We start from the raw sequence: 25,991 nt of genomic DNA on the forward strand, positions 1-25,991 counted from the left end.
TTGACCATGCGGACTACTTCCAATTTAAAACCGGCATCAAATTGCCTGCGTTGCTTGCCCATCCAGGTTTCCTCCATAGGTGAATGATCCACCTATCGGAGTGTCTGTGTAAATTAGACCACTACAGTCCAGCAAGAACAGCACAGACAGCCGGAGCGAAACCAGTCCTGCAGTCCACCGCCGAGCGCCTCAAGAAACTCGATGAACTTTTCAAGTCGGGCGCGATAACCAAGGGTGAGTACGACGCCAAGCGAAAGGAGATTCTTGATTCTCTTTGAAGACCCCACGCGCATAGGGACGCCCAGAGTGGCGCCCAACATGGCGGTCAAGCGGGACGCGCCACGAGGCCTTGCATTAACACATCCCCACCGGGCGATTCGGATAAGCGTTTTGTGCGTTTGGGCAAAACTTTCAGCCGCCGAATTATCGTAACGCACGCTTTCTCCCGCCCATGCTGGCTCGCTCGACTCACCCACCGTTTCATTCTGTCACGCGCCCGCTCTGCCAGCACCGCAATACCCCTACAAAAGCCCCGTGAATATTAGCGTTGCCTGATACCTGACGGGCGAGTAGAATTAGACTATTTCGCTCTAAATTTCGAGTTATCGCCAATGGACAGACAAAGCTGGCTGGAGGGTACCCTCTACCGCCCCGATTTCGAACAGGACAGTTGCGGCTTCGGCCTGATGGCTCAGCTGGATGACCAGCCCAGCCACTGGCTGGTGCAGACGGCGATTTCGTCGCTGGCCTGCCTGACGCATCGCGGCGCGGTGGCGGCGGACGGAAAATCCGGCGACGGCTGCGGCCTGCTGTTCAAAAAGCCGGATGCATTCTTGCGCACCGTTGCCGCCGAATGCGGCTTTGATCTGGCCAGGCACTATGCCGCCGGTCTGGTGTTCCTGAATCAGGATGCGGCGCTTGCCGCCACGGCGCGCGACACCCTTACCCGCGAGCTGCAAGCTCAAGGGCTGAGCGTGGCGGGCTACCGTCAGCTTCCGGTGGACGTTTCGGTGTGCGGCGAATACGCGCTGGCGACGCTGCCGCATTTCGAACAGGTGTTCGTCAACTGCCCGGATTCGGTGGATGCGGAAAGCTTCGAGCGCAAACTCTATATCGCGCGCCGCCTTACCGAAAAAGCACTGGCTGGCGACAAGACATTCTATATCCCCACCTTGTCCGGCAAAGTGATTCTGTACAAGGGCCTGGTGATGCCCGCCGCGCTGCCGGTGTTCTACCCCGACCTCAGCGACGAACGTTTTGCCTCTTCATTGGCGGTGTACCACCAGCGCTTCTCCACCAATACCTGGCCGGAGTGGCGTCTGGCGCAGCCGTTCCGCTACCTCGCCCACAACGGCGAAATCAATACCGTGCAGGGCAACCGCAACTGGTCGCTGGCGCGCGAGCGCAAGTTCGCCACGCCGCTGATCCCGAACATGGATGACGTGCGCCCCATCGTCGCCAAAAACGGCTCCGATTCGTACAGCATGGACAACATGCTGGAAGGTCTAGTGATGGGCGGTGCGGGACTGTTCCGCTCGCTGCGCATGCTGATTCCGCCGGCATGGCAGAACGTGCCGTCGATGGACGCCGACCTGCGCGCCTTTTACGAATACAACTCCATGCACATGGAGCCGTGGGACGGCCCCGCCGGCGTGGTGCTGACAGATGGTCGTTACGGCGCCTGCCTGCTCGACCGCAACGGCCTGCGTCCGGCGCGCTATGTGGTTACCAAGGACCGCCATTTCACCATTGCCTCGGAAATCGGGGTGTGGAACTACCCACCGGAAAACGTGGTGCAGAAAGGCCGCATCAAGCCCGGCCAGATGATTGCCGTCGACCTGGAAACCGGCCGCATCCTGCTGCCCGAGGATATCGAGACCGAACTGAAGTCCGCCCATCCGTACCGCGAATGGCTGAAAAACGCTCAGCGCCTGGAACTGGGCATGGAGCAGGACGCCAACTGTCCGGCCATGGACGCCCCCAGCTTGGCGATATACCAGAAACTGTTCAACGTCAGTTTCGAGGAACGCGACCAGATTCTGCGCGTGCTGGCCGAAGACGGCCAGGAAGCGGTCGGCTCGATGGGCGACGACACGCCGATGGCGGTGCTGTCGCAGAAAGTGCGTTCGCCGTTTGACTACCTGCGCCAGCAGTTCGCCCAGGTCACCAACCCGCCGATCGACCCGATCCGCGAAGCGATCGTGATGTCGCTCAATACCTGCTTTGGTCCCGAGCGCAACCTGTTCGAGGAAACGCCCCAGCATGCGCACCGGCTGGAAGTGGCGTCGCCGGTGCTGTCGCATGACGCCTTCACCCACCTCACTACACTCACTGGCCCGGAATACCGGTCCATCACGCTGGAACTGGGCTATGACCCGGCGCACACCAGCCTCAAGACCGCGCTGGAAAAGCTCGCCGCCGACGCGATTGCCGCAGTGCAGGCGGGCAGCGTCATTCTGGTATTGTCCGACCGCAAGATCGGCAAAACCCTGCTGCCGATCCACTCACTGTTTGCCGTAGGCGCAGTGCACCACGCCCTGATCAGCGCGGGGCTGCGTTGCGACTGCAATATCGTCGCGGAAACCGGCGCTGCACGCGACCCGCACCAGGTCGCCTGCCTGATCGGCTATGGTGCGACAGCGGTGTATCCGTATCTGGCCTACCAGGCGATTCTGGAAATGGTAAAAAACGGCGAAATCGCGTTGCCGCCTGCCAAGGCGCTGGCCAACTACCGCAAGGGCACCGACAAGGGCCTGCTCAAGGTGCTGTCCAAGATGGGCATTTCCACCGTGGCGAGCTATCGCGGCGCGCAATTGTTCGAGGGTGTCGGCATCCATGAGGAAGTGGTCGAGCTGTGCCTGAAAGACACGGTGTCACGCATTTCCGGCGCCAATTTCGAGGACTTCGAGGAAGACCAGAAAAAGCTCGCGCGCCTCGCCTTCAACCCGATGCGCCCGATCGGCCCGGGCGGCTTGCTCAAGTTCATTTTCGGCGAGGAGTTCCACGCCTACAACCCGGACGTGGTGATGCAGCTGCAAAATGCAGTGAAGTCCGGCGATTACGCAAAATACAAGGAATATGCTGCGCTGGTAAACGGTCGTCAGGTCGCCATGCTGCGTGACCTGATGGGGTTGCGTGAAGACATACAGCCCATTCCGCTGGATGAAGTCGAGTCAGTGGAGAAAATCCTCAAGCGTTTCGACTCGGCCGGCATGTCGCTCGGCGCGCTCTCCCCCGAGGCGCACGAAGCGCTGGCGCAGGGCATGAACCGCATCGGCGGGCGTTCCAACTCCGGTGAAGGCGGCGAAGACCCGGTCCGCTACGGCACGCTGAAAATGTCCAAGATCAAACAGGTGGCGTCCGGCCGTTTCGGCGTCACGCCGCATTATCTGGTCAACGCCGAAGTCTTGCAGATCAAGATCGCGCAGGGCGCCAAGCCCGGCGAAGGCGGCCAGCTGCCGGGTCATAAAGTATCGGAAATGATCGCCAAACTGCGCTGCGCCAAGCCCGGCATTTCGCTGATTTCGCCGCCGCCGCACCACGACATTTATTCCATCGAAGATCTTGCGCAGCTGATTTTCGACCTGAAGCAGGTCAACCCACAGGCGCTGGTGTCGGTGAAACTGGTGGCCGAACCCGGCGTCGGCACCGTGGCCGCCGGCGTGGCCAAGGCCTATGCCGACCTGATTACCATTTCCGGCTACGATGGCGGCACCGGCGCCTCGCCGCTGACCAGCGTGAAATACGCCGGTACGCCGTGGGAACTCGGGCTGACCGAAGCGCAGCAAGTGCTGCGCGCCAACGGCCTGCGCGGGCGCGTGCGCGTGCAAACCGACGGCGGCCTGAAGACCGGCTACGATGTGGTGAAAGCCGCCATTCTCGGCGCCGAATCGTTCGGTTTCGGCACTGCGCCGCTAATCGCGCTGGGCTGCAAATATCTGCGCATTTGCCACCTCAATAACTGCGCCACCGGTATCGCCACCCAGGACGAGCGCCTGCGCAAACAACACTTTGTCGGCCTGCCTGAAATGGTGGTTAATTTCTTTACCTTTGTCGCGCAGGAAACACGCGAGTGGATGGCCAGGCTGGGCGTGCGCACTATCGAAGAACTGATCGGCCGCAACGATCTGCTCAAGCTCTCGCAAGGCGACACTGCACGTCAGGGCAGGCTGAATCTGCAAACCCTGCTCAGCCAGGGCAGCATCCCCGACAGCGAGCCGCGTTTCTGTGTGGAGCCTTCCAACCCGTCGTTCGACAAGGGCGAGCTGGCCGAACAAATGGTGATCGATGCAACCGAATGCATCCTGACCCGGATCCCGGCCACGCTGGAATACACGGTGCGCAACGTCAACCGCTCCATCGGCGCGCGCCTGTCCGGCGAAATCGCGCGTGCCCACGGCGCGGCCGGATTGCCCGAAGGTTGTCTGACGCTCAAGCTCAAAGGCTCGGCCGGACAGAGTTTCGGCGTATGGAACCACAAAGGATTGCAACTGCTGCTGGAAGGCGACGCCAACGACTATGTGGGCAAGGGCATGGCCGGCGGACGCATTACCATCCAGCCGCCGCGTGGCTCCGGCTTCGTCGCCCATGATGCGGTCATCATCGGCAATACCTGTCTGTACGGCGCCACCGGCGGCGAGCTGTACGCTGCCGGCATGGCCGGCGAGCGCTTTGCGGTGCGCAATTCCGGCGCCAACGCCGTGGTGGAAGGCGCGGGCGATCACTGCTGCGAATACATGACCGGCGGCTGCGTGCTGGTGCTGGGCGATACCGGCCTCAACTTCGGCGCAGGCATGACCGGCGGTTTCGCGCTGGTCTACGATGCCAGCGACGCGTTCATGCATCGCTACAACAACGAGCTGATCGACATCCATCGCATCAATACCGAGCCGACCGTGGAGTACCGCCATTTCCTCAAGCAGCGCATCGAGACTCACGTACTGCATACTGATAGCGCGCGCGGCCGCTGGATGCTGGAAAACTTCGCCGAAGTGGTGGCGCGTTTCTGGCTGGTGAAGCCGAAAGCGGTCACGCTGGATTCTCTGCTGAAAGATTAAACGGCCCTGTGCCCATACTGGAATAGCCCATGTCTGACGTTTTTCAATACATGAATATCCCGCGCCAGGACGGCGCCAAGACCCCGGCGGAAGTGCGCCGCATCGAATTCAAGGAAATCTACGCGCCGATGACCGCCGAGCAGGCCGCATTCCAGGCCGGGCGCTGCCTGGAATGCGGCAACCCGTATTGCGAGTGGAAGTGCCCGGTGCACAACTACATCCCCAACTGGCTCAAACTGATCAACGAAGGCAAGCTGTTCGAGGCGGCGGAATTGTCGCATCAGACCAACTCGCTGCCCGAGGTATGCGGTCGCGTGTGCCCGCAAGACCGGCTGTGCGAAGGCGCCTGCACGCTCAACACCGACGGCTTCGGCGAGGCGGTGGGCGGCGGCCCGAACACCGGCGGCTTCGGCGCGGTGACCATCGGCCAGATCGAGAAATACATCTCCGAAGAAGCCTTCAAGGCCGGCTGGCGTCCCGATATGAGCCATGTCGTGGCGACCGGCAAACGCGTCGCCGTGATCGGCGCCGGACCGGCGGGACTGGGTTGCGCCGATATCCTGGCACGCAACGGCGTCACCCCGGTGGTGTTCGACCGTTACGATGAAATCGGCGGCCTGCTGACCTTCGGCATCCCCGAATTCAAGATGGAAAAATGGGTCATGACGCGGCGCCGCGAGGTGCTCGAAGGCATGGGCGTGGAATTCCGCCTGGGCACGGAAGTCGGCAAAGACATCAGCATGCAGCAGCTGATGGACGAGTACGATGCGGTGTTCATGGGCATGGGCACCTACACCTACATGAAAGGCGGCTTCCCCGGCGAAGACCTGCCCGGCGTGCTGGAAGCGTTGCCATTCCTGATCTCCAACGTGAACCACCGCCTCGGCTTCGAAAAGCCCGGTGATGAATACCACTCCATGACCGGCCAGCGCGTGGTGGTGCTGGGCGGCGGCGATACGGCGATGGACTGCAACCGCACCAGCATCCGCCAGGAAGCCGCTTCGGTGACCTGCGCTTATCGCCGCGACGAAAAAAACATGCCCGGCTCCAAACGCGAAGTCGTCAACGCCAGGGAAGAAGGCGTGCAATTCCTGTGGAACCGTCAGCCGGTGGAAATCGTCGGCGACGGCAAAGTGGAAGGCGTGAAGCTGGTCACCACCGAATTCGGGCCGCCCGATGCACGCGGCCGCCGCACGCCGGTAGTGATACCGGGCTCGGAGGAAATCATCCCCGCCGACCGCGTCATTATCGCCTTCGGCTTCCGCCCCAACCCGCAACCGTGGTTTAGCGATTTCGGTATCACCACCGATCAGGGCGGGCGCGTGGTCGCCAAGGGCAGCCAGCACAAGTTTCAGACCGCCAACCCGAAAATATTTGCCGGTGGCGACATGGTGCGCGGCTCGGATCTGGTGGTCACCGCGGTGTTCGAGGGCCGCGAAGCGGCGGAAGGCATTCTTGCCTATCTGGGCGTTTGGTAAGCCTGTTAAACTTAAAACGGACTGGCCACAGAGGACGCAGTGTCCCCTGTCGTCTCCGTGGCGAAGTTCTTGAAGAAAAAGCTCACCCATGCCCAAGCTGAAAAACGATACTTTCCTGCGCGCCCTGCTACGTGAACCCGTGGATTACACGCCGGTATGGATGATGCGCCAGGCCGGCCGCTATTTGCCGGAATATAACCAGACGCGTTCGCGTGCCGGGGATTTCCTGTCGCTGTGCAAAAACCCTGACCTGGCTACCGAAGTCACGCTGCAACCGCTGGCGCGTTTTCCGCTGGATGCCGCGATCCTGTTTTCCGACATTCTCACCATCCCCGATGCAATGGGCCTGGGTTTGTATTTCGCCCAGGGCGAAGGCCCCAAGTTCGAGCGTCCCCTGCGTGAGGAATGGGAAATCCGTGCCCTGACCGCACCCGACCCGATTGAACATCTGGGCTATGTCATCGATGCTGTCCGCCAGATTCGTCATGCGCTCGACAACAGCGTGCCGCTGATCGGATTTTCGGGCAGCCCGTTCACGCTGGCGTGCTACATGATCGAAGGCCAGGGCGGCACTGATTTCGCTACAGTGAAGAAAATGCTGTATCAGCGGCCCGACCTGCTGCACCACATCCTCGCCACCAATGCGCGTGCGGTGACCGATTATTTGAATGCCCAGATTGAGGCCGGCGCACAGGCGGTGATGATTTTCGATACCTGGGGCGGCGCGTTGTCGCACGCTGCCTATCATGAATTTTCGCTTCGCTACATGACCGAGATCGTGTCCGGTTTGACGCGCGAGCGTGACGGCGCAAAAGTGCCGGTGATCCTGTTCACCAAAGGCGGCGGCAACTGGCTGGAAGCCATGGCCGCCACCGGCTGCGATGCGCTGGGGCTGGACTGGACGGTGGATATCGGCAGCGCACGGGCGCGAGTCGGCGATAAAGTCGCGTTACAAGGCAACCTCGACCCGGCTATCCTGCTCAGCGATCCGGACACGGTACGCAGGGAAGCTGGCAAGGTATTGGCCAGTTACGGTCATGGCAATGGACATGTATTTAATCTGGGACATGGCATTTCCCAATTCACGCCGCCAGAAAATGCAGCCAGCCTGATACAGGCAGTGCATGAACTCAGCCGTCAATACCATACTGCTTAAAGCCTTGAATTGGCGGCATGACAGTGCATTTCATTGAGAAAAAAACAATATCAATGAATACTTATGCACAATAATTGAGCATTTGCGGGTATTTCTTTCCGCCCATGCTTGACTTGCTTAAAAAAGTTGTAACATTCTGTTTTTTATGCAAAAATTATATTGCCGTTTTTTTACACTTGAACTAAAAAACCTTTTGCGTCATCACCTTTGTGGACTTAGCAGGGCTTTTCCCACAAAGTTATCCACAGATTGCGTGGATAACTTGTTTTTACCAGCGGTGATAACAGCTTAGCGCCCAATCACAGAATTCACCCGAGTAAATCGCGCTATCTTGCCTATTATGCCCAGCGCCCCACTTATTGCCCGGATTGCGCTCGATATACCGGTGCCCAGGTTATTCGATTATCTGGCACCGGGCATCAGCAGAGAAGACATCGGCCTGCGCGTTCGTGTGCCATTCGGACGCAAGGAGCTGGTGGGTGTGATCATGGATTTGATCACGGACAGTAGTCACGACCCGCATAAATTAAAGCCGGTTCTGGAAATCTATCGGGATGCGCCGGCACTCTCAACCGAACTGTTACGACTGCTGAATTTCTGCAGCGATTACTATCATTACCCGCTCGGCCCGACGGTCATGGCTGCATTACCCACCGCCCTGCGCCGCTCCCGATCAATACAAATCAAGCTTGCCAGCGCATGGCAGCTCACAACGGCAGGCCTGAATCTGGGCACGGCGGATTTACCCGCCCATGCACCGGCCCAACGCGCCCTGCTGGACAGGATGCGCGACGGACAAGCGCATGCCGGCGCGGCATTGGCAGAAAGCTGCACCAGCTATCGCGGCATTGTGAAAACCTGGGTCAGCCGCGGCTGGGCGATACAAATCAGCCAGCCGGCACGGTTGCGTGCTGATCCGGTGACTGCGGATACCCCACCCCAACTCACCCCGGCACAACAGGTGGCGGTGGAGCAGATCAGCACGGCGTTTACAAGCTACCAGGCCTTTCTGCTGCATGGCATTACCGGCAGCGGCAAGACCGAGGTTTATCTGCATCTGGTTGCGGCTGCACTGGAGCGTGGTGGACAGGTTTTACTACTGGTGCCGGAGATCAACCTCACCCCCCAGTTGACCGGGGTATTTCGTGCGCGCTTTCCACACACGGAGATTGCCACTTTGCATAGCGGCATGGCGGAAGGCGAACGTCTCGCACACTGGCTGGCCGCCGCCGAAGGGCGTGCCCGCATCGTGCTGGGTACCCGGCTGGCGGTATTTGCCCAGTTGCCGCAGCTGGCGCTGATGATCGTGGACGAAGAACACGACAGCTCTTTCCATCAACAGGATGGCTTGCGTTATGCGGCCCGCGATGTGGCCGTGATGCGTGCCCAGCAACAATGTGTGCCGGTGGTGCTCGGCTCCGCCACCCCCGCGCTGGAAAGCTGGCACAACGCCCGGAATGGGCGATACACACTCATCAGCCTGAATCAACGCGCAATCGCTGACGCCCGCCTGCCCGCTATCAATCTGCTCGATACGCGCAGCAGCAAACCTGAAGATGGGTTATCGCACGCCTTGCTCGGTGCTATTCGCCACCGTCTCGCCGCCGGCCAGCAAAGTCTGGTGTTCGTGAATCGACGCGGTTATTCACCTGCGCTCATGTGCTTCGAGTGCGGCTGGAGCGCGGCCTGTGCGCGTTGCTCCGCGAAGCTGGTGTTACACCTGCGTGAGCGCCAACTGCGCTGCCACCACTGTGGCCACACCGAACCGGTGGTACATGCCTGCCCGGCATGCGGCAATATTGATCTCAAACCGGGCGGCTTTGGCACCCAGCGCATTGAAGACACGCTCATTCGCCACTTCCCGCAAGCCCGTATCCTGCGAGTGGACCGCGACAGCACCCGCAAAAAAAACAGCTGGGTGGATATGCAGCGCGCCATCCACAAGGGCGAAGCCGATATCCTGGTTGGCACGCAACTTCTGGCCAAAGGCCATGACTTCCCGAGGCTCACGCTGGTCGGTGTAATCAATGCCGACAGCGCGCTTTATAGCCCGGATTTTCGCGCGACCGAACGCCTGTTCGCGCAACTCATGCAAGTCGGCGGCCGCGCCGGACGCGCCAGTGAAGCCGGAGAAGTATTGATCCAGACGCAATTCCCGGATCATCATCTGTATCGCCTGCTGCAACGCCATGACTATGCCGGTTTTGCCGCAAGCCTGCTGGCTGAACGCGCTTCGGCCGGATTCCCGCCCTTCGTGCATCAGGCGGTATTGCGGGCAGAAGCCAACAGGCTGGATACCGCGCTGGATTTTTTACGCAAGGCGCATGATGCTGCCCCGCTCATCACCGGTATCACGCTGTTCGATCCGACTCAGGCAAGCATGGCACGTAAAGCCGGAGTAGAGCGCGCCCTGTTGCTGGTGCAGTCGCCAACACGCAAAACCTTGCAAGCTTTTCTGGACGGCTGGATGACCCGGCTGTATGCGCTCAAGGCGAACAACATCCGCTGGAATCTGGATGTAGATCCACTGGAAATATGATGCCTGCCCGCGAACAAGTGCAGACAGTTATAATGGACAACCTTTTTTGCAGATTGCACCATGAGCACCCCCTACACCGAAATCAAACCGCACCTGGCCGACTTGTTCCGCGCAGCCATTGCCGCCACGCTGCCCGAAGCAGTGGACGCGCCTATCGAAATTGATCACCCGCGTGATGCGGCGCACGGCGATTACGCATGCAGCGTCGCAATGAAACTGGCCAAGAATTTGCGTCGCAACCCGCGTGAACTGGCGCAAATCATCCAGGCAGCGCTGCCCGCTTCACCGCTGGTAGCCAAAACCGAAATCGCCGGCGCGGGTTTTATCAACGTCTTTTTGCAGCCAGCCGCTTACCAGCAGATCGTGCCGCATATCTTCACGCTGGGCGACCGCTTTGGTAACGGCCACAGCGGCAATGGCAAACGCGTACAGGTTGAATTCGTCTCCGCCAATCCGACCGGCCCGTTGCATGTGGGACACGGCCGCGGCGCGGCCTATGGCGCCAGTCTCGCCAACGTACTGGCCGCCGCAGGGTATGACGTGGCGCGTGAGTATTACGTCAACGATGCCGGACGGCAAATGGATATCCTGGCGCTTTCCACCTGGCTGCGCTATCTCGAATTGTGCGGGATCCATGTGCCTTTCCCCGGCAATGCCTATCAGGGCGACTATGTGCGCGGCATGGCGCAAATGATATTTGATGCGCATGCTAACCGCTACGTGCACGAGCCATGGCGGGTGCTGGATGGCGCGCCCGATTTCGACACTGCCCCCGACGCACACCTGGATCAGCTGATTGCCAATACCAAGACGTTACTGGGCGCTGATTATGCCTATGTGCACGACCTGGTGCTGACCGAGCAGCTTGGTGATTGCCGTAACGATCTGCTGGAATTCGGCGTTGAATTCGACCAGTGGTATTCGGAACAATCCCTGTACGATTCCGGCATCGTGCAGCGCACCCTGGCTTTGCTGGAAAAAGGCGGCCATATCTACACACAGGATGGCGCGCTATGGTTCCGCTCCACCCACTTCGGTGATGAGAAGGATCGTGTGGTATTGCGCGAAAATGGCCAGTACACCTATTTTGCCTCGGATATCGCCTACCACCTCAACAAGCTGGAACGCGGTTTCGACTGGCTGATCGACGTATGGGGCGCAGACCACCACGGCTATATTGCGCGCGTAACCGGCGCACTGCAGGCGCTTGGGCTGGACGCCGACAAACTCAGCGTGGCGCTGGTGCAATTTGCAGTCTTGTATCGCGACGGCCAGAAAGCAGCCATGTCCACCCGTTCGGGTGAATTCGTTACGCTGCGGGAGCTGCGCAACGAAGTCGGCAACGATGCAGCGCGTTTTTTCTATGTGCTGCGCAAATCCGATCAGCATCTGGATTTCGATATGGATCTGGCCAAATCGCAGACCAGCAACAATCCGGTGTATTACATCCAGTATGCGCACGCCCGCATCTGCAGCGTGCTTGCGCAGTGGGGCGGTGACCCGGTGCTACTGGCGGACATTGATGTTACACCGCTCACCAATGTTTACGAACTGGAACTCCTGCATCGCCTGGCCGAGTATCCGGGTGTAGTGGACATGGCGGCACGTGAACTTGCGCCGCATGCAATTGCCTATGCACTTAAGGACATCGCCGGTGCACTGCATGCCTACTACAATGCCGAACAGTTTCTGGTGGACGACAAGGCCGTGCGCCATGCCCGGCTCGCACTCATCACTGCCACGCGCCATGCATTGCGCCATGGACTCACGCTGCTGGGTGTAAACTGCCCGGACAAAATGTAACCACACCCGATAAGGATTTTCTACCCATGGCACGCGATTATAAATCCCGCCCCAGCGAGCAAAAAAAAGGCGGTTCGCTTTTCTCAGGCATACTCATCGGCCTGCTGTTCGGGCTCGCCCTCGCCATTGGCGTAGCAATGTGGGTGAACAAAAGCAACCCATTCGCAGCAAGCGAAAAGTCAACTGCAAGCGTGAGCAAGGACACACCCGCAATCGCTCAGCCGGCGACCGGCACAGCGGCGGAAGAAAAACCCCGCTTCGATTTTTACAAAATCCTGCCCGGCAATGAAGCCACCATGACCGACCAGGATCTGCACCGCAATCCCACGCCGGCGGCCGGAGAAAGCTATTATCTGCAAGCGGGCGCATTCCCCAACAGTGCCGATGCAGACAATCTCAAGGCACGGCTGGCCTTGCTGGGTTTCGAGGCGGTCATCCAGACTGCGGAAATCCCCGACAAAGGTATCTGGCACCGGGTTCGCGTGGGCCCTTTCAATAACATGGACGACCTCAACAAAACACGGACTGCACTGGAACAAAACCAGATCAAGACGCATCTGATACGAGTCAAGAACGCAAACGCGAATGCGCAATCGAACCCGGCACAGTAAACACAAGGAGAAGACAATGTCCCTGATGAGAAAATTTTTGTTGATGATGACCCTGTTAGGCTTGGGTGTCTTCCCGTTGGCCCATGCCGATGCAGCACATCCCGTCGAAGGCACGGACTATCAGGTAATCAGCCCGGAACTCAACACCGACAGCGGCGGCAAAATCGAAGTGGCGGAGTTTTTCTGGTATCGCTGCCCGCACTGCTTTCATCTTGAACCGGCCCTCAATGCCTGGATCAAGAAGCTGCCCAAGGACGTCGCCATCCGGCGAATTCCGGCGGTATTGAATGAATCCTGGTTGCCACTGGCAAAAACCTATTACACCCTGGACTTGCTGGGTAAAATCCCTGCGCTGCATGATGACGTATTCAACGCCATCCATGTGCAAGGGATCGATCTAAACAACCCTGAAATCCTGTTCAACTGGGCAGAAAAACAGGGCATCAACCGCAAAAAATTTGTTGATACCTATAATTCATTCGACGTACAAAGCAAGGCCATGCGCGCCAACCAGCTTACCCGTGACTCCAAGATCAATGGTGTTCCAGCATTTGTGGTCGACGGCAAATACTCGACCTCGGTATCCATGACAGGTAGTGAGGATGCGCTGTTTAAAACCCTCGACAGCCTGATTGCGAAAGTGCGCAAAGAGCAATCAAAACAGGCTCGGCATGCACCCGCCAAAAAACACTAACCTGCGTTAATTCAGCAGACGCCATGGCCGCTTTGCGCGTTTTCATCACTGGCGCATCAAGCGGTCTGGGAGCAGCACTGGCCCGTCACTATGGCAGACAGGGCGCGCAATTGGGACTGGCCGCACGCAGCGCTGACAAACTTGCAGCCCTTGCCAACGAATTTCCCGGTAGCGCGCTCTACCCGCTGGATGTGCGCGACCATCCAGCCATGCAAACGGCAGCGGCTGATTTTATAGCGCGTTTTGGCGTGCCGGATGTCGTCATCGCTGCTGCCGGCATCAGCGTGGGCACACTTACCGAATACGCAACGGACCTGGAAGTGTTTCAGGCCGTGCTGGATATCAATGTCATCGGCATGGTGGCCACGTTCCAGCCTTTTGTCACCGCCATGCGCAATACCCGCAACGGGGTGCTGGCGGGCATTGCCAGTGTGGCGGGAGTTCGCGGCCTGCCCGGCGGCTCGGCGTATTCGGCATCCAAGGCTGCCGTAATCACCTACCTTGAGTCACTGCGCGTGGAACTCCACAATAGCGGTGTTACGGTGACAACAGTCAGCCCGGGTTACATTGTTACGCCGATGACAGCTGTGAATCCGTATCGCATGCCTTTTATTCTGCAAGCCGATGTCGCTGCGGCGAAAATTGCCCGCGCCATCACGCAACGTCGACGCTATGTCACCCTGCCCTGGCAGATGGCGCTTGTAGCGTGGTTACTGGGCTGGTTGCCGCGAGCGCTATATGATCGCCTGTTTTGCCATGCACCCCGCAAGCCACGCAATTTGCCGCTGTGAATATCAGGGTGATGATGGTTACAATGTACATATACGACACGAGATTCAAACCGGCTTGGAGGCCGTTACCATGACCATTTCCATCCTGCTGATAGACGATCACCCGCTAACCCGCCTGGGGATTGCGCGTACCCTTGAAAACACACCGGGCATGCAGGTGAACGCTCAGTGTCCGGATATCAAATCAACCCGCGAGTGGCTGGCTAGCGTGAGCAGCCAGGCTGACATTGCGCTGCTGGACCGCATCCTGCCTGACGGTGATGGCTTGAGCCTGGTGCAAGAATTAAAAAAACGCGGCATTCGCACCGTCATGCTGACCATGGCCGGTGAGGATTTCGAGATCAGCGAAGCCATCGAAGCCGGGGTGGATGGTTACATACTGAAAAGCGCCGACCCTGAACAGCTCATCAATGCGATTCAATCCGTGGCGCAGGGCAATAGCATGTTTCCCTCCCATATCATGCAAAAACTGGCTCGCGGCGAACTCAAGCAGGATGTGTTCAGCAAGCTGTCACAGCGCGAACGCGAAATCGTCGAACTGGTTGCCCAGGGACTTTCCAACAAAGCCATCAGCAGCCGCCTGGATTTATCCGAAAACACAGTGCGCAACCACCTCTCCAACATCATGGACAAACTCGGCATGCAGAATCGCGTCCAGGTCGCCACCAGCGCATTGAAACATACCCGCATCACCGACAAAAGCTGAACTTCCAGCGCCTCGCTGCCAGATGTTGCTTAAGGACTACGAGGAACCACGATTCACGCATGGATTACACCGCACCCTATCTGGAACGCACCCTGAAACGCATGGCGGCCGAAACCGAGGCTGCCGATCCGGCGCTGATCAAACGCCTGTTTTTTCATCTTCGCCCCGGCCCATCCGAACACAACGAACGCGCCGCGACGCATCTGGCCGATCTGCTTGGACTGATCGAGCGCAATGCCGGTTACGCAGAGGCATTGCGCTTTCATCTGCTGGGGCTACTGCTGGCGAAAAAATCCGGCAACCTGCTGCGCGACAGCGGGATACTGCCGCGCCGTGGCGCCGGTACCGAGCTGTCGCGCCGCATTGGCTTCAAATTGCTGCCGCCCATTGCCGATCCCGATTCGCTGCGTGACTGGCTGGACGAGACATTGACCGCGCGCGACACGGAATGGATAGCCGCCGTGGATGTGCAGCTCTGGAACCGGCTGCTGTATGCGCTCAATCTGGACACGCTGGATGAAGCATCCACCGCCGCGCTGCGGCAAATGCTGCTGGATGCCATCAACGGCCTGTCACACCGTATCGCTGCCGAAGGGCTCGACCCCGAGCTGTTGCGTATTGAGCCTGAACTGGAAGAATACGCCTCGCCATTCCTGGCTCAGCATGAAGAAATTTACGCACTGCTTCAATCCAGCCTGACTGCCAATCCGGCAACACTCGATATTGGCCAGGCCGTGGTGCTGCTGGATCAATGTGAAGCGGTTCTGGAACGTATCCAGCGCCGTGCGGTTAGCGTCGGCACCAGCGTGAATCTGACCCTGTTAAGCAATCGCCTGCACCAGCAGATTGCACGCATGCGCAGTCTGCTCGAACTGCTTCAGCCAGACTCCATGGCAGCGCGCGTGCCCATTCTGACTGCGCTGTTTGTGACCTTCACCATCACCGTCAACGAACGTTACAGCGTGCGCAACCTGATATCTGCCACCACTGGCAGGCTCGCCTACCAGATTACCCAGCACGCAGGGCATACCGGACAGCATTATATTGCCGATGGGCGCAGCGAATTGGCGGGGATGTTCCGCTCTGCCGCCGGCGCGGGGGTGATTGTCGCGGCCATGGCCCTGCTTAAAGTGTTCATCGTCAAATCCCATCTTGCCCCATTGCAGGAGGCATTGCTGGTAAGCCTGAATTACGCCCTGGGTTTTCTGCTGGTGTTTGTACTGAGCTTCACCATTGCCACCAAGCAACCGGCGATGACCGCCAGTCTGATTGCACATACCATCTCGCGTGCGCGCAGCGCCAAGGATCAGAGCCAGGTTTTGTCGAGCTTCGTCAATAGCGTATTTATCAGCCAGACGGCAACAATTGCAGGTAATTTGCTGCTGGCATTCATTACCGCCATGTTGATTGGCAGTGGTCTGGCCTATTTTTTCGGCATACAGCCGATTGACGCACACAAGGCCGGATACTTGCTGGGTGAAATCAACCCCTTGGTACCGATGAATCTGGTGTATGCGGGCGTAGCCGGTATAGGTCTGTTTTTATCAGGTATTGTCAGCGGCTATTACGACAATAAAAGTGTTTATAACCGTATCCCGCAGCGCCTTGCTGCTCTCGACTGGCCGTCTTACCTGATCGGTCAGCGCGGCTGGAATGCCATGGTTGCCTATACCGGCAACCATCTAGGCGGCCTGGCAGGAAATGCTTTTTTCGGTTTTTATCTGGGGATGGTATCCGCGTTCGGCATGCTCTCCGGGCTCCCGCTGGATATCCGGCACATTGCCTTCAGTTCCGCCAATTTCGCCTATGCCTGGCAGGCTACGGGGTGGGATCTGCCATGGCAAACCGTGGCACTTGCCACTACAGGCATCCTGCTGATCGGTTTGGTCAACCTGGCCGTGAGCTTCGCGCTGGCCTTTTACCTGGCATTGCGCGCCAGCAGCTTGCCAGCGCGCGAGGCTGCCCCTTTATTAAAACGCGCCATGATCGCCATGCTGTGCGCGCCCTGGAACATGGTACGGCAACGTAACCAATCATGAACAAGACAGCATCCACACAACGTACCCAGGTCGCGGTGGCAGTAATCATCCGTGAGGACGGGGCATTCCTGCTCGCCAGCCGCCCGCCCGGCAAACCCTATGCGGGCTATTGGGAGTTTCCCGGGGGCAAGGTCGAGCCCGGTGAAACCGTGCACAATGCACTGGTACGCGAACTCCACGAGGAGCTTGGTATTGAGGTCACCCATGCCACGCCCTGGATTACCCGCTATTTCGATTATCCGCACGCACAGGTTACGCTGTCTTTTTTTCGCGTCGACGGCTGGCGCGGGGAGCCTCATGCCAGGGAAGGTCAGGTTTTAAACTGGCAAGCCCCTGACCATATCGACGTCCAGCCGGTACTCCCGGCCAATCACCCTGTTTTTGCGGCGTTGGCACTCCCTGCAGTGTATGGCATTACCCAGGCAGGCAGCGATCCCGCGAGGTTCTTGTCAAAACTGGACAACGCGATGGCAGGCGGTCTGAAACTGATACAGGTGCGCGAAAAATCCATGCCCTCAGCCACCCTCGAAACCTTTGCACGCGAAGTACTGGAACATGCCCAGCCCCATCAGGCCCGGGTGCTGATCAATGCCGATGTTGCGCTGGCACAGCGTATCGGCGCACATGGCGTGCAGCTCAATGCCGCACAACTGGCCGATATCGGCAGCCGCCCTGACCTGCCACTGGTGGCGGCTTCCTGCCACAATGCTGTCGAGCTCGATCGTGCCGAAGCACTGGGCTGCGACTTCGCCCTGCTGTCACCGGTATTGCCCACTCCCAGCCACCCCGGTGCACCGGTATTGGGCTGGAATAACTTTGCAACGCTGTGTAGCGGACGCACTTTACCCATCTACGCGCTGGGCGGGCTCGACCATACCGGTCTGGAGTGCGCGCGCGAGCATGGCGCGCACGGCATCGCCCTGTTGCGAGGTGCCTGGTGATGAAATTCGGCACCCGCCTGTCCCGTATGGATCGACGCTACCTGCTGGGATACGCTGCGCTGATTGGCTTGATACTGGTGTTGATCGCCATCGAGCTCTATCATGTACTGCCGCATAACGAAGATACCCCGCAAAGTGTATCCTGCCCTGATCCAACCAGACTGTGCCGGTTCGAAATCGATGGCAAGCCGGTCGAGCTGCGTTTTTCCGCATCGCCTTCGGGTTTACACCCCTTTACCCTGCAATTACAGGTGGCCGACGCGCACGAAATTTACGCCAGCTTTATCATGCGCAGCATGGATATGGGTTTTAACCGTTATCGTTTATTGCCGGAAAGCGCAGGTAACTGGCAGGCACACGTGTTGTTGCCTGTGTGTGTGACCGGACGACGCGACTGGGTGTTGACGCTCACGATCGACGGCAAGCAAGCAGAAATTCCATTCCGGAGTTGAAGCCCAATCCGCAGGATTGTAATGAATACGTCACTGTTCCGCACCGACCTGACGCTATAATCACAGGAACTATCTGAAAGAGGTATCTCGACCATGGTTCAAGAGCATACATACAAACAATTCGATGCCGATCTCGAAAACATTCGCTCCAGTGTTTTACAAATGGGCGGGCTGGTCGAGCAGCAGATATCCAGTGCCATCGAGGCGCTGATCAACGCCGATCTGGATCTGGCGGAGCAAGTCATCAACAACGATCACCAGGTCAACGGGCTGGAGGTCGCGCTGGATGAAGACTGCACCCAGTTCATTGCACGCCGCCAGCCCACCGCATCCGATCTGCGGATGGTGATGACGGTGGTCAAAACCATTACCGATCTGGAGCGTATCGGCGACGAAGCGGCCAAGATCGCACGCATGGCGCGGCGGATTCATGAGTCTGATCGCCTCACGCAACCACGCTTCAATGAGATCAAATACATGTCCAACGTGGTGCTGGAAATGCTGCGTCGTGCGCTGGACGGTTTTGCGCGTCTGGATGTATCCAGTGCCGCCGACATCGTGCGCCAGGATATGCAGGTCGACGAGGAATTCCGCCTGGTACTGCGCCATCTCATCACCTTCATGATGGAAGATCCGCGCACCATCTCCGTTTTCATCGACATCATGTTTGTCGCCAAGGCCATCGAACGCATGGGTGACCACGCCAAGAACATGTCCGAGTATGTGGTGTACATGGTCAAGGGCAAAGACGTGCGCCACACGACGGTAGAAGAAATAGAACGTGTAGCACAACGCTGATTGCACGACACATCAATAAAAATGCCGGATTCAATCCGGCATTTTTATTGCTCGTGCAGACAACTTATTTAGCGGGTGGCACATAGCCGGTTGCCACATCCGCACCTTCACCAAAGAAATATTTCTCTACCTGTTCCATCAGGTATTTGCGTGCTTTTGCATCAGCCAGATTCAGGCGATTCTCGTTCACCAGCATGGTCTGCTGCTTGATCCAGCCAGCCCAGGCTTCTTTCGATACATTTTCATAAATACGCTGACCCAGCGCGCCCGGCATCGGCGGAAAATCCAATCCGTCGGCTTCGCGCCCCAATTTGATACAATTTACGGTTCTTGCCATTGCCATTGCTCCTTACGAAAAACGTGCCCTGATGATAGCGGAATCGTCAGATCAATGCACGTTGTAGCGTGCCAGTTCTTCCACCAGTTTGGCGATCAAATCGCGGCCGTTTGCGCTCATGCCGCGAGTGAGCAGATCCACATCGCGTTCACCGTTGACCAGGCGCCGCAGACTGCCGCCCAGCCGCCCCATATCGCCGCCCACTTTGACCATCTGTTCGGCCATGTCCGCCAATGCAGAAAGCGCCGGCACATCACCCGTGGCCGCGGCATGAATCATTCCCGCCAGCCCCGGTGCGGCGGCGCTGGGGTCAGGCTGCTGATTCGGATCCGGTAAGGTGGCGGGATCCTGAATTCCGCGCAGGATCGCCTCGATAATGATGCGGTCATCATCATCCAGTCCCGCATACACACTGCTATCGCGCTTGCCGGCAAGAACCTGACGCACCGCCATCACCATCGCCCCCCAGCCTTGCTGTTCAGCCTGCGTAAGCATCTGCTGGGTTTGCGGCATCAGCTCCGGCTTGTGACAGGCCGTGGCAATGGCGTGTATGAACTGCGCATAGGTCTGGATCACCTGCTGGGTACGTTCGGGTATGGCCATGTCGAACTCCTTTCGGGCACAAAGAATAACACGTCATGCCGCCTCAGAGCCCTGTCTCGCTGCCCGCACGCAACGACTGTTGCGGACGCCAGGCCGACCCTGCCCAGCCCCAGAACTCATCCAGCGTACCCACCTCATCCGGTACCGGATGGCCCAGAAAAGCCATCGCTTGGCACAACTCGGGAAGCGGATTGAGTGGGTTCAGTGCTGTGGCATTGGTCTGTTTGGAAAGTTTTTGCCCGATTGCGTTAACTGCAACAGGCAGATGTACATAGCATGGGGTGGGCAGGTGCAGTAAATTTTGCAGGTATACCTGACGCGGGGTGGAAGCAAGCAGGTCAGCACCACGCACCACTTCGGTCACACCCAGCTGCGCATCATCCACCACGACGGCAAGCTGATAGGCAAAGATTCCGTCGGCGCGCAACACCACAAAATCTCCCAGATCATTTTGTAACTGCTGACATATGCGGCCTTGCAGCAGGTCATCGAAACAAATCGGAGTGGTGTCGGTACGCACGCGCAGTGCGCGAACTGTCCTGCCGGGTGGCACGCCGTCGCGGCAAGTGCCGGGATAGACTGCACCTTCGATGCCATCCAGGCTGGAGTCGGCGATCTCGCGCCGGGTGCACGCGCAGCCATACACCATTCCTGTGCCCTGCAGTTGATCCAGCGCAGCTCGATAGGCAGACTGCTGCTGCGACTGGTACACCACTGCACCATCCCATTCAAAACAAAACTGTTCCAGGGTGTGCAAAATATTGCCCGCCATACCGGGCATACAGCGCGGAGTGTCGAGATCTTCCATGCGCAGGCGCCACTGCCCATGATTCGTTCTGGCTTGCAAATAACTACCGAGAGCAGCCACCAGCGAGCCAAAATGCAGCGGTCCGGAAGGCGAAGGAGCGAAGCGGCCGATGTAAGGTGACTTTGCGTGTGCCATGTGCGCCATTATCGCGCACATGGCGATCTATTTGGTATGGCGAGCCAGCACTTCCCGGTAAAAATCCAGTATCTGCCGTGCCATCTGCGGAGCGCTCAAGTCTTGTGCATGCTGCTTTGCTTCGCTGCTCAACCGTGCCAGCAATGCTTTATCAGTAAGCACTTCGCGCAGCGTTGCTGCAAATGCCCTGGGTTCATCCTCGGCCACGCGACACCCGCGTCCGGCAGCCAGAATATCGCGTGTACCCATCACCGCCGTGGACACTACCGGCACGCCCAGTGCCATGGCTTCGAGCAGTACCAGCCCCTGGGTTTCGGTGCGTGAGGCAAACACGAAGGCATCGCCCGCACAGTAGCATGCAGGCAATTCAGTGCCGCGCTCCAGGTAGCCGACGAACAATACATTGTGCGCCAGCCCGAGCGCGGCTACTTCGCGCTTGAGCCTGGGCTCGGCCGGACCTTCACCCGCAATCACCAGTAGCGCGTCGGGCAGGCTGTGGCGCAATTCAGCCATCACGGCCAACAAAAATCCGATATTTTTCTCGAACGCAACACGACCTACATACACTACCACCGGACGTTCTGGAGCAATGCCATGCTGCCTGCGGAATGCCGCACCGTCGCACGCACTGAAATCCGCCAGATCAATGCCGGTGGGGATGATTTTGCTGAATGCCCGCACCCCATACCGGGCAAGCGCCTCGTCCATGGCGATGGAAGGCAGCACCAGTCCATCTACCTGGCTGCATTGCTTGCGCGAAAAAAACCGCGCCAGATAACGCATCACCGCTTTCGGCAGGAACGGCACGTAGTGGTACAGGTATTCTTCGAAAAAGGTATGGTAGGTTTCCACACAAGGGATATTGAAGGCGCGTGCCAGACGCAGGCCGGTGTAGTGAGCGAAGAAAGGCGTGTGGATGTGTACCAGATCGAAATGCTGCCCGGCCAGAGCCTCCGGCAACTGTCGCAAAGCGCGCCGCGACATCATGCGATCTTCCGGGTCCAGCAAAACTCTGCGCCCGGGAATGCGCAGAATATCCGCCTGCGCCGTCTCGTGCATATCATAAGCCGGTGCCACCAGCGTCACCTCGTGCCCGAGTGCCTGCAACTCGCGGCGCAGGGTCATGATTGAGGTGGACACGCCGTTCACGCGCGGAAAATACACATCCGAGACCATCAGAATATTCACGTCGCCACTCCAGCGCAGTGCGACGGGCGGGAGCGCCGCATTCACCTGCAACCGTTTTGTAGCAAAGCAAGGTGACGTGCGTGTGACAGCGCGTTTATGGAAAGGCTGCCTTGGTGGCGTATGACAAGGCTTGCTTGCCCATACCTCCGGCTTTAAGACGCATCCTGCACGGCGATACGGATATAGAAAGCGCACGGCTGCCCGGGGGTGGGATTGTCGGGCACAGCAGTGAAGGGATAGACGCCCGCGCCAAGCCCGTATGCATCTGTTGCGCACAGTGCCTGAATAGCCGGACCCACACTGGCATGCAGCGGAAACAGGCGGATGCCGATGACGTCCGGGCGCTGGCTGGCGGCATCAATATACATGCGCCGGGTAATTTCCTGAGTCAGGACAGTAAGCAGTTTCACCAATGGCTCCAGCTCGGCGCTGAGCCCCGCCGCGATGAGTTGTTGCGCCAGCACGCGCGGGCCGGCTTGCAGAAACAGCGGGTCGGACAAGACCTTGAAAATTCTGGTTTCGCTCGCCTCGCCCTGAGGAAGCCGGGGAGACGCCGCAAGATGACACGCGACCAGTGCGCGCGACACCGGCAGTTGATCCACACGCGCTTCCGGCGGCACACCCGCGGTCACCACGCTGCCTTTCGGCACCCAGCGCGATTTGATGTAATCGAGCAGATAAGCCATCAGAAATTTTCGATGCGTGCCTGATAGCGGAACACGATCAAACGATACAGATCATCGCCCACTTGTACGTGAGTTGACTCGCGCCGATCCAGGCTGATGGTTTCACCGCCATTGGCAGAAAATGGATGAAAACCGAACAAGTCATTTTCGATCAGGCTGGCGAGAATATCCATACATTCGCTGGCGACAAGCGCATGCCCAGTGTTGTCCACCAGCTCACAGGCTTTACCGCGTCCGGTTTTACCGGGGTAATGCACCGCGTCTTCTCGCAGCGGGTTATTTTCATCGAAATCCGCGTTGGGGTCGACAAACTGGCTGGTATCACTCATTTGTTTAAATATTACTTTCGGTTAGCTCGGTTAACTGTTGACGCAGCTGAATTTTCCAAATTATAGTGTGTGTATGGAAAGTGAACTGAACGCCCTCGAATCAAAAATTCAGCAGATAGCTCAATTGTGCCAGAATCTGCGCACTGAGAACCAGAAGCTGCGTCAGCAAATTGCTGCGGCTACTGGTGAACAAAAATTGCTTGCCGAGCGTATGACACAGGCTCGAACCCGTATCGAAACCCTGCTGGAAAAAATCCCTGAAGGTGAAACATGAGCCGCGATAGCAAAGGCATGGATATCAATATCCTCGGGCGTGAATTCCGCGTTGCCTGTCCAGCTGACGAACAGGAGGCTTTACTGACCGCAGCGGATTATCTGGACAAGAAAATGCGCGAAATCCGCGAGCAGGGTAAAGTCATCGGAGTGGAACGTATCGCCGTGATGGCCGCGCTGAATATCGCCTACGAGCTACTGTCCACCAGGGAAGACTCGGGTTTTGACATCACTGCCATCAAGCGTAGAATGAATTCCATGGAAGCGTTGCTGGACGAAGCCTTGGCAGATCAGAACGAACTGTTTGCTTCTTCCGGATCCAGTTAATGTTCCCTGCGATGTTGCCTTGGCCGCGAATTCTTTGAACCAATAAATTTGATCTGGTTGCGGCTACATTTTTGGTAGCGGTGCGCGCGTTACACGTTAATGTGCCTAAACTACTTGCGCTGCGACCCCTTGAACCGCAGGTTCAGGATAGCGACCGGACTACATCGCGGGGAGCACCCCCTTCATGAACAAATCCGAACTGCGTAAATCACTGCGCCGGTGCCGCGCTGCCATCGGCCGCGCCGAACGCCGTCGTGCCGCCATTCTTTTAATGCGCAATGCACTGCGCCATGGCTTGCTGACCCGCCATCAACGCATCGGCATTTATCTTGCCCACGGCGCCGAAATCAACACCCTGCCACTCATCAACCGGAGCTTGATGCTCAATCGCGCCTGTTATTTACCCATGCTGTCTTACGGGCACGGCAGGATGCTGTGGTTCAATCGCCTGCAATCAGGACAATCCTGGGTAACCAACCGGTTTGGCATTCCGGAAAATACCACCACCCAGCAATTGCATGCACGTCAGCTGGATTTGTTGTTCATGCCGCTGGTGGGATTCGACGCCAGCGGCAATCGCATCGGTATGGGAGGTGGCTTCTACGATACCACGCTGGCTTACCTGCGCCGCCGCAAAGCGTGGTACAAGCCTTATCTGGTGGGGGTCGCGTTTGAATGCCAGCGCATCAACGGTGAATTGCCATACGATCCATGGGATGTGCCGCTGGACGCCGTGTTGACTGAACAAGGCCTGTATCGTTTCAAGCGCCGAAATACGCCTCCTGCACCGCAGCATCCTCCATCAGCGTAGATGCCGTGTCCGCACCGGTGATGTTTCCACTGGCCATGATATAGCCACGGTCACAACTTTCCAGGGCGAGACGGGCATTTTGTTCGACCAGAAAAATACTGACACCGCGCGCGGCAATATCGCGCAAAGTGTCAAATATTTTTTCCACCATCATCGGTGCCAGCCCCATACTGGGTTCGTCCAGCAGCAACAGGCGCGGGCGCGACAACAGCGCGCGGCCAATCGCCAGCATTTGCTGTTCACCGCCGGAGAGCTGTCCGGCCGGCTGGTTACGGCGTTCTCCAAGACGTTCGAAGCGCTGGTACATGGCATCGGTTTCCCGGCGTACAGCTACGCCATCGCGCCGGGCATAAGCACCCATGGCAAGGTTTTCCGCCACAGTAAGGCGCGAAAAAATACCGCGGCCTTCCGGCACCATGGCCAGCCCCAGGCGGACTATCTGAAATGAAGGCTTGCGCGTAATGGACTGTCCGGCAAAGTGCACCGCGCCTTTGGCGGGCGGCAACATCCCCGCGACCGCCTTGAGCAAAGTGGTTTTACCCGCGCCATTCGCACCAATCAGGCAGACTCGTTCACCCTCTTCCACATTCAGGCTGACACCACGCACAGCCTTGATGTTGCCGTAGGAAACGGCCAGATTTTCCACGGATAGCAAACTCACTTTGCGCCTCCGCCGAGATAGGCAGCGATCACGCGCGGGTCGTGGCGTATCTCGTCCGGCGTGCCTTGCGCGATCAACTCGCCAAAATCGAGCACCGCAATACGTTCGCACAAACTCATCATCAGCTTCACATCATGTTCAATCACCAGTACCGTCAAACCAAGCTGGTCGCGCATCCGCCGGATCAATTGCCTGAGCGTGTCGCGCTCGCCCGAATTCATGCCTGCCGCCGGCTCATCCAGTGCCAGCACTTGCGGGTCGGTGGCCAGCGCACGGGCAATTTCCAGACGACGCTGATCGCCATACGACAAATGCTTGGCCAGCGCATGGGAATGACCGGAAATTCCCACCCATTCCAGCAACTCATGCGCACGCACGTCTATGGCCGCTTCTTCCGCGCGGGTAGCGGCACTCTGCAACACTGCACCGATTACACCTGCGTGGGTGCGTGCGTGACGCCCCACCATGACATTCTCCAATGCAGTCATATTGGCGAACAGACGAATATTCTGAAAGGTGCGCGCAATTCCCTGCTTGAGCACCTGGTGCGGTTTCATGCCCAGCATTGAGGTGTGTCTGAATTCGATATTTCCGCTGCTCGGTGTGTACAGCCCGGTAAGAATATTGAACAGCGTGGTCTTGCCCGCGCCATTGGGGCCGATGAGTCCGAGTATTTCACCTTCGCGCACTTGCAGCGAAACATCCTGGAGCGCATGAATTCCGCCAAAATTCTTGCTGATTTGTTCCAGCCTGATGAGATCAGCCATT

At 58.3% G+C, this 25,991-nt stretch carries 25 protein-coding genes and 1 other RNA gene; 18 read left to right on the forward strand and 8 right to left on the reverse strand.

Features of this window, described 5'->3' with window-relative positions; genetic code table 11:
* Positions 1 to 83: 83 nt before the first annotated feature.
* The 14 genes from ACYCZJ_RS11205 to phoU all read left to right on the forward strand — a co-directional run bounded on the left by ACYCZJ_RS11205 (position 84) and on the right by phoU (position 19,065).
* Positions 84 to 278 carry an SHOCT domain-containing protein gene (locus ACYCZJ_RS11205; protein WP_461554310.1) on the forward strand — a complete coding sequence of 65 codons (195 nt, stop codon included), beginning with the start codon at positions 84 to 86 and terminating at the stop codon, positions 276 to 278.
* A gap of 333 nt (positions 279 to 611) precedes the next feature.
* The gene (gene gltB / locus ACYCZJ_RS11210) at positions 612 to 5,057 is read left to right on the forward strand and encodes a glutamate synthase large subunit (RefSeq protein ID WP_461554311.1); all 4,446 of its coding nucleotides are present in this window, start codon (positions 612 to 614) and stop codon (positions 5,055 to 5,057) included.
* Between the two features lie 29 nt (positions 5,058 to 5,086).
* On the forward strand, positions 5,087 to 6,535 hold the full coding sequence (locus ACYCZJ_RS11215; RefSeq protein WP_461554312.1) for an FAD-dependent oxidoreductase: 1,449 nt from the start codon (positions 5,087 to 5,089) through the stop codon (positions 6,533 to 6,535).
* An 88-nt stretch (positions 6,536 to 6,623) separates the two neighbouring features.
* Positions 6,624 to 7,691: a uroporphyrinogen decarboxylase gene (gene hemE / locus ACYCZJ_RS11220; protein ID WP_461554313.1), complete on the forward strand. Its 1,068-nt coding sequence runs from the start codon at positions 6,624 to 6,626 to the stop codon at positions 7,689 to 7,691.
* Positions 7,692 to 8,031: 340 nt separating this feature from the next.
* Positions 8,032 to 10,230, forward strand: a complete 2,199-nt coding sequence (locus tag ACYCZJ_RS11225; protein ID WP_461554366.1) for a primosomal protein N' — start codon at positions 8,032 to 8,034, stop codon at positions 10,228 to 10,230.
* Between the two features lie 60 nt (positions 10,231 to 10,290).
* Positions 10,291 to 12,033 (forward strand): arginine--tRNA ligase, encoded by a 1,743-nt coding sequence (gene argS / locus ACYCZJ_RS11230; RefSeq protein WP_461554314.1) that lies wholly within the window; start codon positions 10,291 to 10,293, stop codon positions 12,031 to 12,033.
* 26 nt (positions 12,034 to 12,059) lie between these two features.
* Positions 12,060 to 12,644 carry an SPOR domain-containing protein gene (locus ACYCZJ_RS11235; RefSeq protein ID WP_461554315.1) on the forward strand — a complete coding sequence of 195 codons (585 nt, stop codon included), beginning with the start codon at positions 12,060 to 12,062 and terminating at the stop codon, positions 12,642 to 12,644.
* Positions 12,645 to 12,660: 16 nt separating this feature from the next.
* Positions 12,661 to 13,338 (forward strand): thiol:disulfide interchange protein DsbA/DsbL, encoded by a 678-nt coding sequence (locus ACYCZJ_RS11240; RefSeq protein ID WP_461554316.1) that lies wholly within the window; start codon positions 12,661 to 12,663, stop codon positions 13,336 to 13,338.
* A gap of 23 nt (positions 13,339 to 13,361) precedes the next feature.
* Positions 13,362 to 14,129 (forward strand): SDR family oxidoreductase, encoded by a 768-nt coding sequence (locus ACYCZJ_RS11245; RefSeq protein ID WP_461554317.1) that lies wholly within the window; start codon positions 13,362 to 13,364, stop codon positions 14,127 to 14,129.
* 70 nt (positions 14,130 to 14,199) lie between these two features.
* Positions 14,200 to 14,835: a LuxR C-terminal-related transcriptional regulator gene (locus ACYCZJ_RS11250; RefSeq protein ID WP_461554318.1), complete on the forward strand. Its 636-nt coding sequence runs from the start codon at positions 14,200 to 14,202 to the stop codon at positions 14,833 to 14,835.
* A gap of 59 nt (positions 14,836 to 14,894) precedes the next feature.
* Positions 14,895 to 16,874 carry a site-specific recombinase gene (locus tag ACYCZJ_RS11255; protein WP_461554319.1) on the forward strand — a complete coding sequence of 660 codons (1,980 nt, stop codon included), beginning with the start codon at positions 14,895 to 14,897 and terminating at the stop codon, positions 16,872 to 16,874.
* The gene (locus tag ACYCZJ_RS11260; protein ID WP_461554320.1) at positions 16,871 to 17,815 is read left to right on the forward strand and encodes a Nudix family hydrolase; all 945 of its coding nucleotides are present in this window, start codon (positions 16,871 to 16,873) and stop codon (positions 17,813 to 17,815) included. Before ACYCZJ_RS11255 ends, ACYCZJ_RS11260 begins: the two co-directional genes overlap by 4 nt.
* Positions 17,815 to 18,267 carry a hypothetical protein gene (locus ACYCZJ_RS11265; protein WP_461554321.1) on the forward strand — a complete coding sequence of 151 codons (453 nt, stop codon included), beginning with the start codon at positions 17,815 to 17,817 and terminating at the stop codon, positions 18,265 to 18,267. Before ACYCZJ_RS11260 ends, ACYCZJ_RS11265 begins: the two co-directional genes overlap by 1 nt.
* A 93-nt stretch (positions 18,268 to 18,360) precedes the next feature.
* On the forward strand, positions 18,361 to 19,065 hold the full coding sequence (gene phoU / locus ACYCZJ_RS11270) for a phosphate signaling complex protein PhoU (RefSeq protein ID WP_461554322.1): 705 nt from the start codon (positions 18,361 to 18,363) through the stop codon (positions 19,063 to 19,065).
* 64 nt (positions 19,066 to 19,129) lie between these two features.
* On the opposite strand, the gene ACYCZJ_RS11275 is transcribed toward phoU, so the two are convergent.
* From ACYCZJ_RS11275 to ACYCZJ_RS11300, 6 genes are all read right to left on the reverse strand, one after another.
* Positions 19,130 to 19,402 (reverse strand): oxidative damage protection protein, encoded by a 273-nt coding sequence (locus ACYCZJ_RS11275; RefSeq protein WP_461554323.1) that lies wholly within the window; start codon positions 19,400 to 19,402, stop codon positions 19,130 to 19,132.
* 51 nt (positions 19,403 to 19,453) lie between these two features.
* Positions 19,454 to 20,005 carry a hypothetical protein gene (locus tag ACYCZJ_RS11280; RefSeq protein WP_461554324.1) on the reverse strand — a complete coding sequence of 184 codons (552 nt, stop codon included), beginning with the start codon at positions 20,003 to 20,005 and terminating at the stop codon, positions 19,454 to 19,456.
* A gap of 43 nt (positions 20,006 to 20,048) precedes the next feature.
* Entirely contained in the window at positions 20,049 to 20,948 is a 900-nt protein-coding gene (gene gluQRS / locus ACYCZJ_RS11285) for a tRNA glutamyl-Q(34) synthetase GluQRS (protein WP_461554325.1), read from the reverse strand.
* Positions 20,949 to 20,975: 27 nt separating this feature from the next.
* Positions 20,976 to 22,136, reverse strand: coding sequence for a glycosyltransferase (locus ACYCZJ_RS11290; RefSeq protein WP_461554326.1), 1,161 nt, complete (start codon positions 22,134 to 22,136; stop codon positions 20,976 to 20,978).
* Between the two features lie 152 nt (positions 22,137 to 22,288).
* A complete protein-coding gene (locus ACYCZJ_RS11295; protein WP_461554327.1) occupies positions 22,289 to 22,822 on the reverse strand; it encodes a hypothetical protein in 534 nt (177 codons plus the stop codon).
* Entirely contained in the window at positions 22,822 to 23,151 is a 330-nt protein-coding gene (locus ACYCZJ_RS11300; RefSeq protein WP_461554328.1) for a hypothetical protein, read from the reverse strand. Before ACYCZJ_RS11300 ends, ACYCZJ_RS11295 begins: the two co-directional genes overlap by 1 nt.
* Before the next feature lie 37 nt (positions 23,152 to 23,188).
* Between ACYCZJ_RS11300 and ACYCZJ_RS11305 the strand changes: the two genes are divergently transcribed.
* From ACYCZJ_RS11305 to ACYCZJ_RS11320, 4 genes are all read left to right on the forward strand, one after another.
* The gene (locus ACYCZJ_RS11305) at positions 23,189 to 23,425 is read left to right on the forward strand and encodes a hypothetical protein (protein ID WP_461554329.1); all 237 of its coding nucleotides are present in this window, start codon (positions 23,189 to 23,191) and stop codon (positions 23,423 to 23,425) included.
* Complete coding sequence (locus ACYCZJ_RS11310; protein WP_461554330.1) at positions 23,422 to 23,751, forward strand: cell division protein ZapA; 330 nt, start codon at positions 23,422 to 23,424, stop codon at positions 23,749 to 23,751. Before ACYCZJ_RS11305 ends, ACYCZJ_RS11310 begins: the two co-directional genes overlap by 4 nt.
* Positions 23,752 to 23,928: non-coding RNA, 6S RNA (ssrS, locus tag ACYCZJ_RS11315), on the forward strand. It begins immediately after the preceding gene.
* A 7-nt stretch (positions 23,929 to 23,935) separates the two neighbouring features.
* Entirely contained in the window at positions 23,936 to 24,562 is a 627-nt protein-coding gene (locus ACYCZJ_RS11320; protein WP_461554331.1) for a 5-formyltetrahydrofolate cyclo-ligase, read from the forward strand.
* Here ACYCZJ_RS11320 and ACYCZJ_RS11325 read toward each other — a convergent pair.
* Entirely contained in the window at positions 24,513 to 25,223 is a 711-nt protein-coding gene (locus ACYCZJ_RS11325; RefSeq protein ID WP_461554332.1) for an ABC transporter ATP-binding protein, read from the reverse strand. The two genes, ACYCZJ_RS11320 and ACYCZJ_RS11325, sit on opposite strands and share 50 nt — an antisense overlap.
* On the reverse strand, positions 25,220 to 25,990 hold the full coding sequence (locus tag ACYCZJ_RS11330) for an ABC transporter ATP-binding protein (RefSeq protein ID WP_461554333.1): 771 nt from the start codon (positions 25,988 to 25,990) through the stop codon (positions 25,220 to 25,222). Before ACYCZJ_RS11330 ends, ACYCZJ_RS11325 begins: the two co-directional genes overlap by 4 nt.
* Position 25,991 lies beyond the last annotated feature (1 nt).

This window comes from Sulfuriferula sp., from assembly GCF_054605375.1.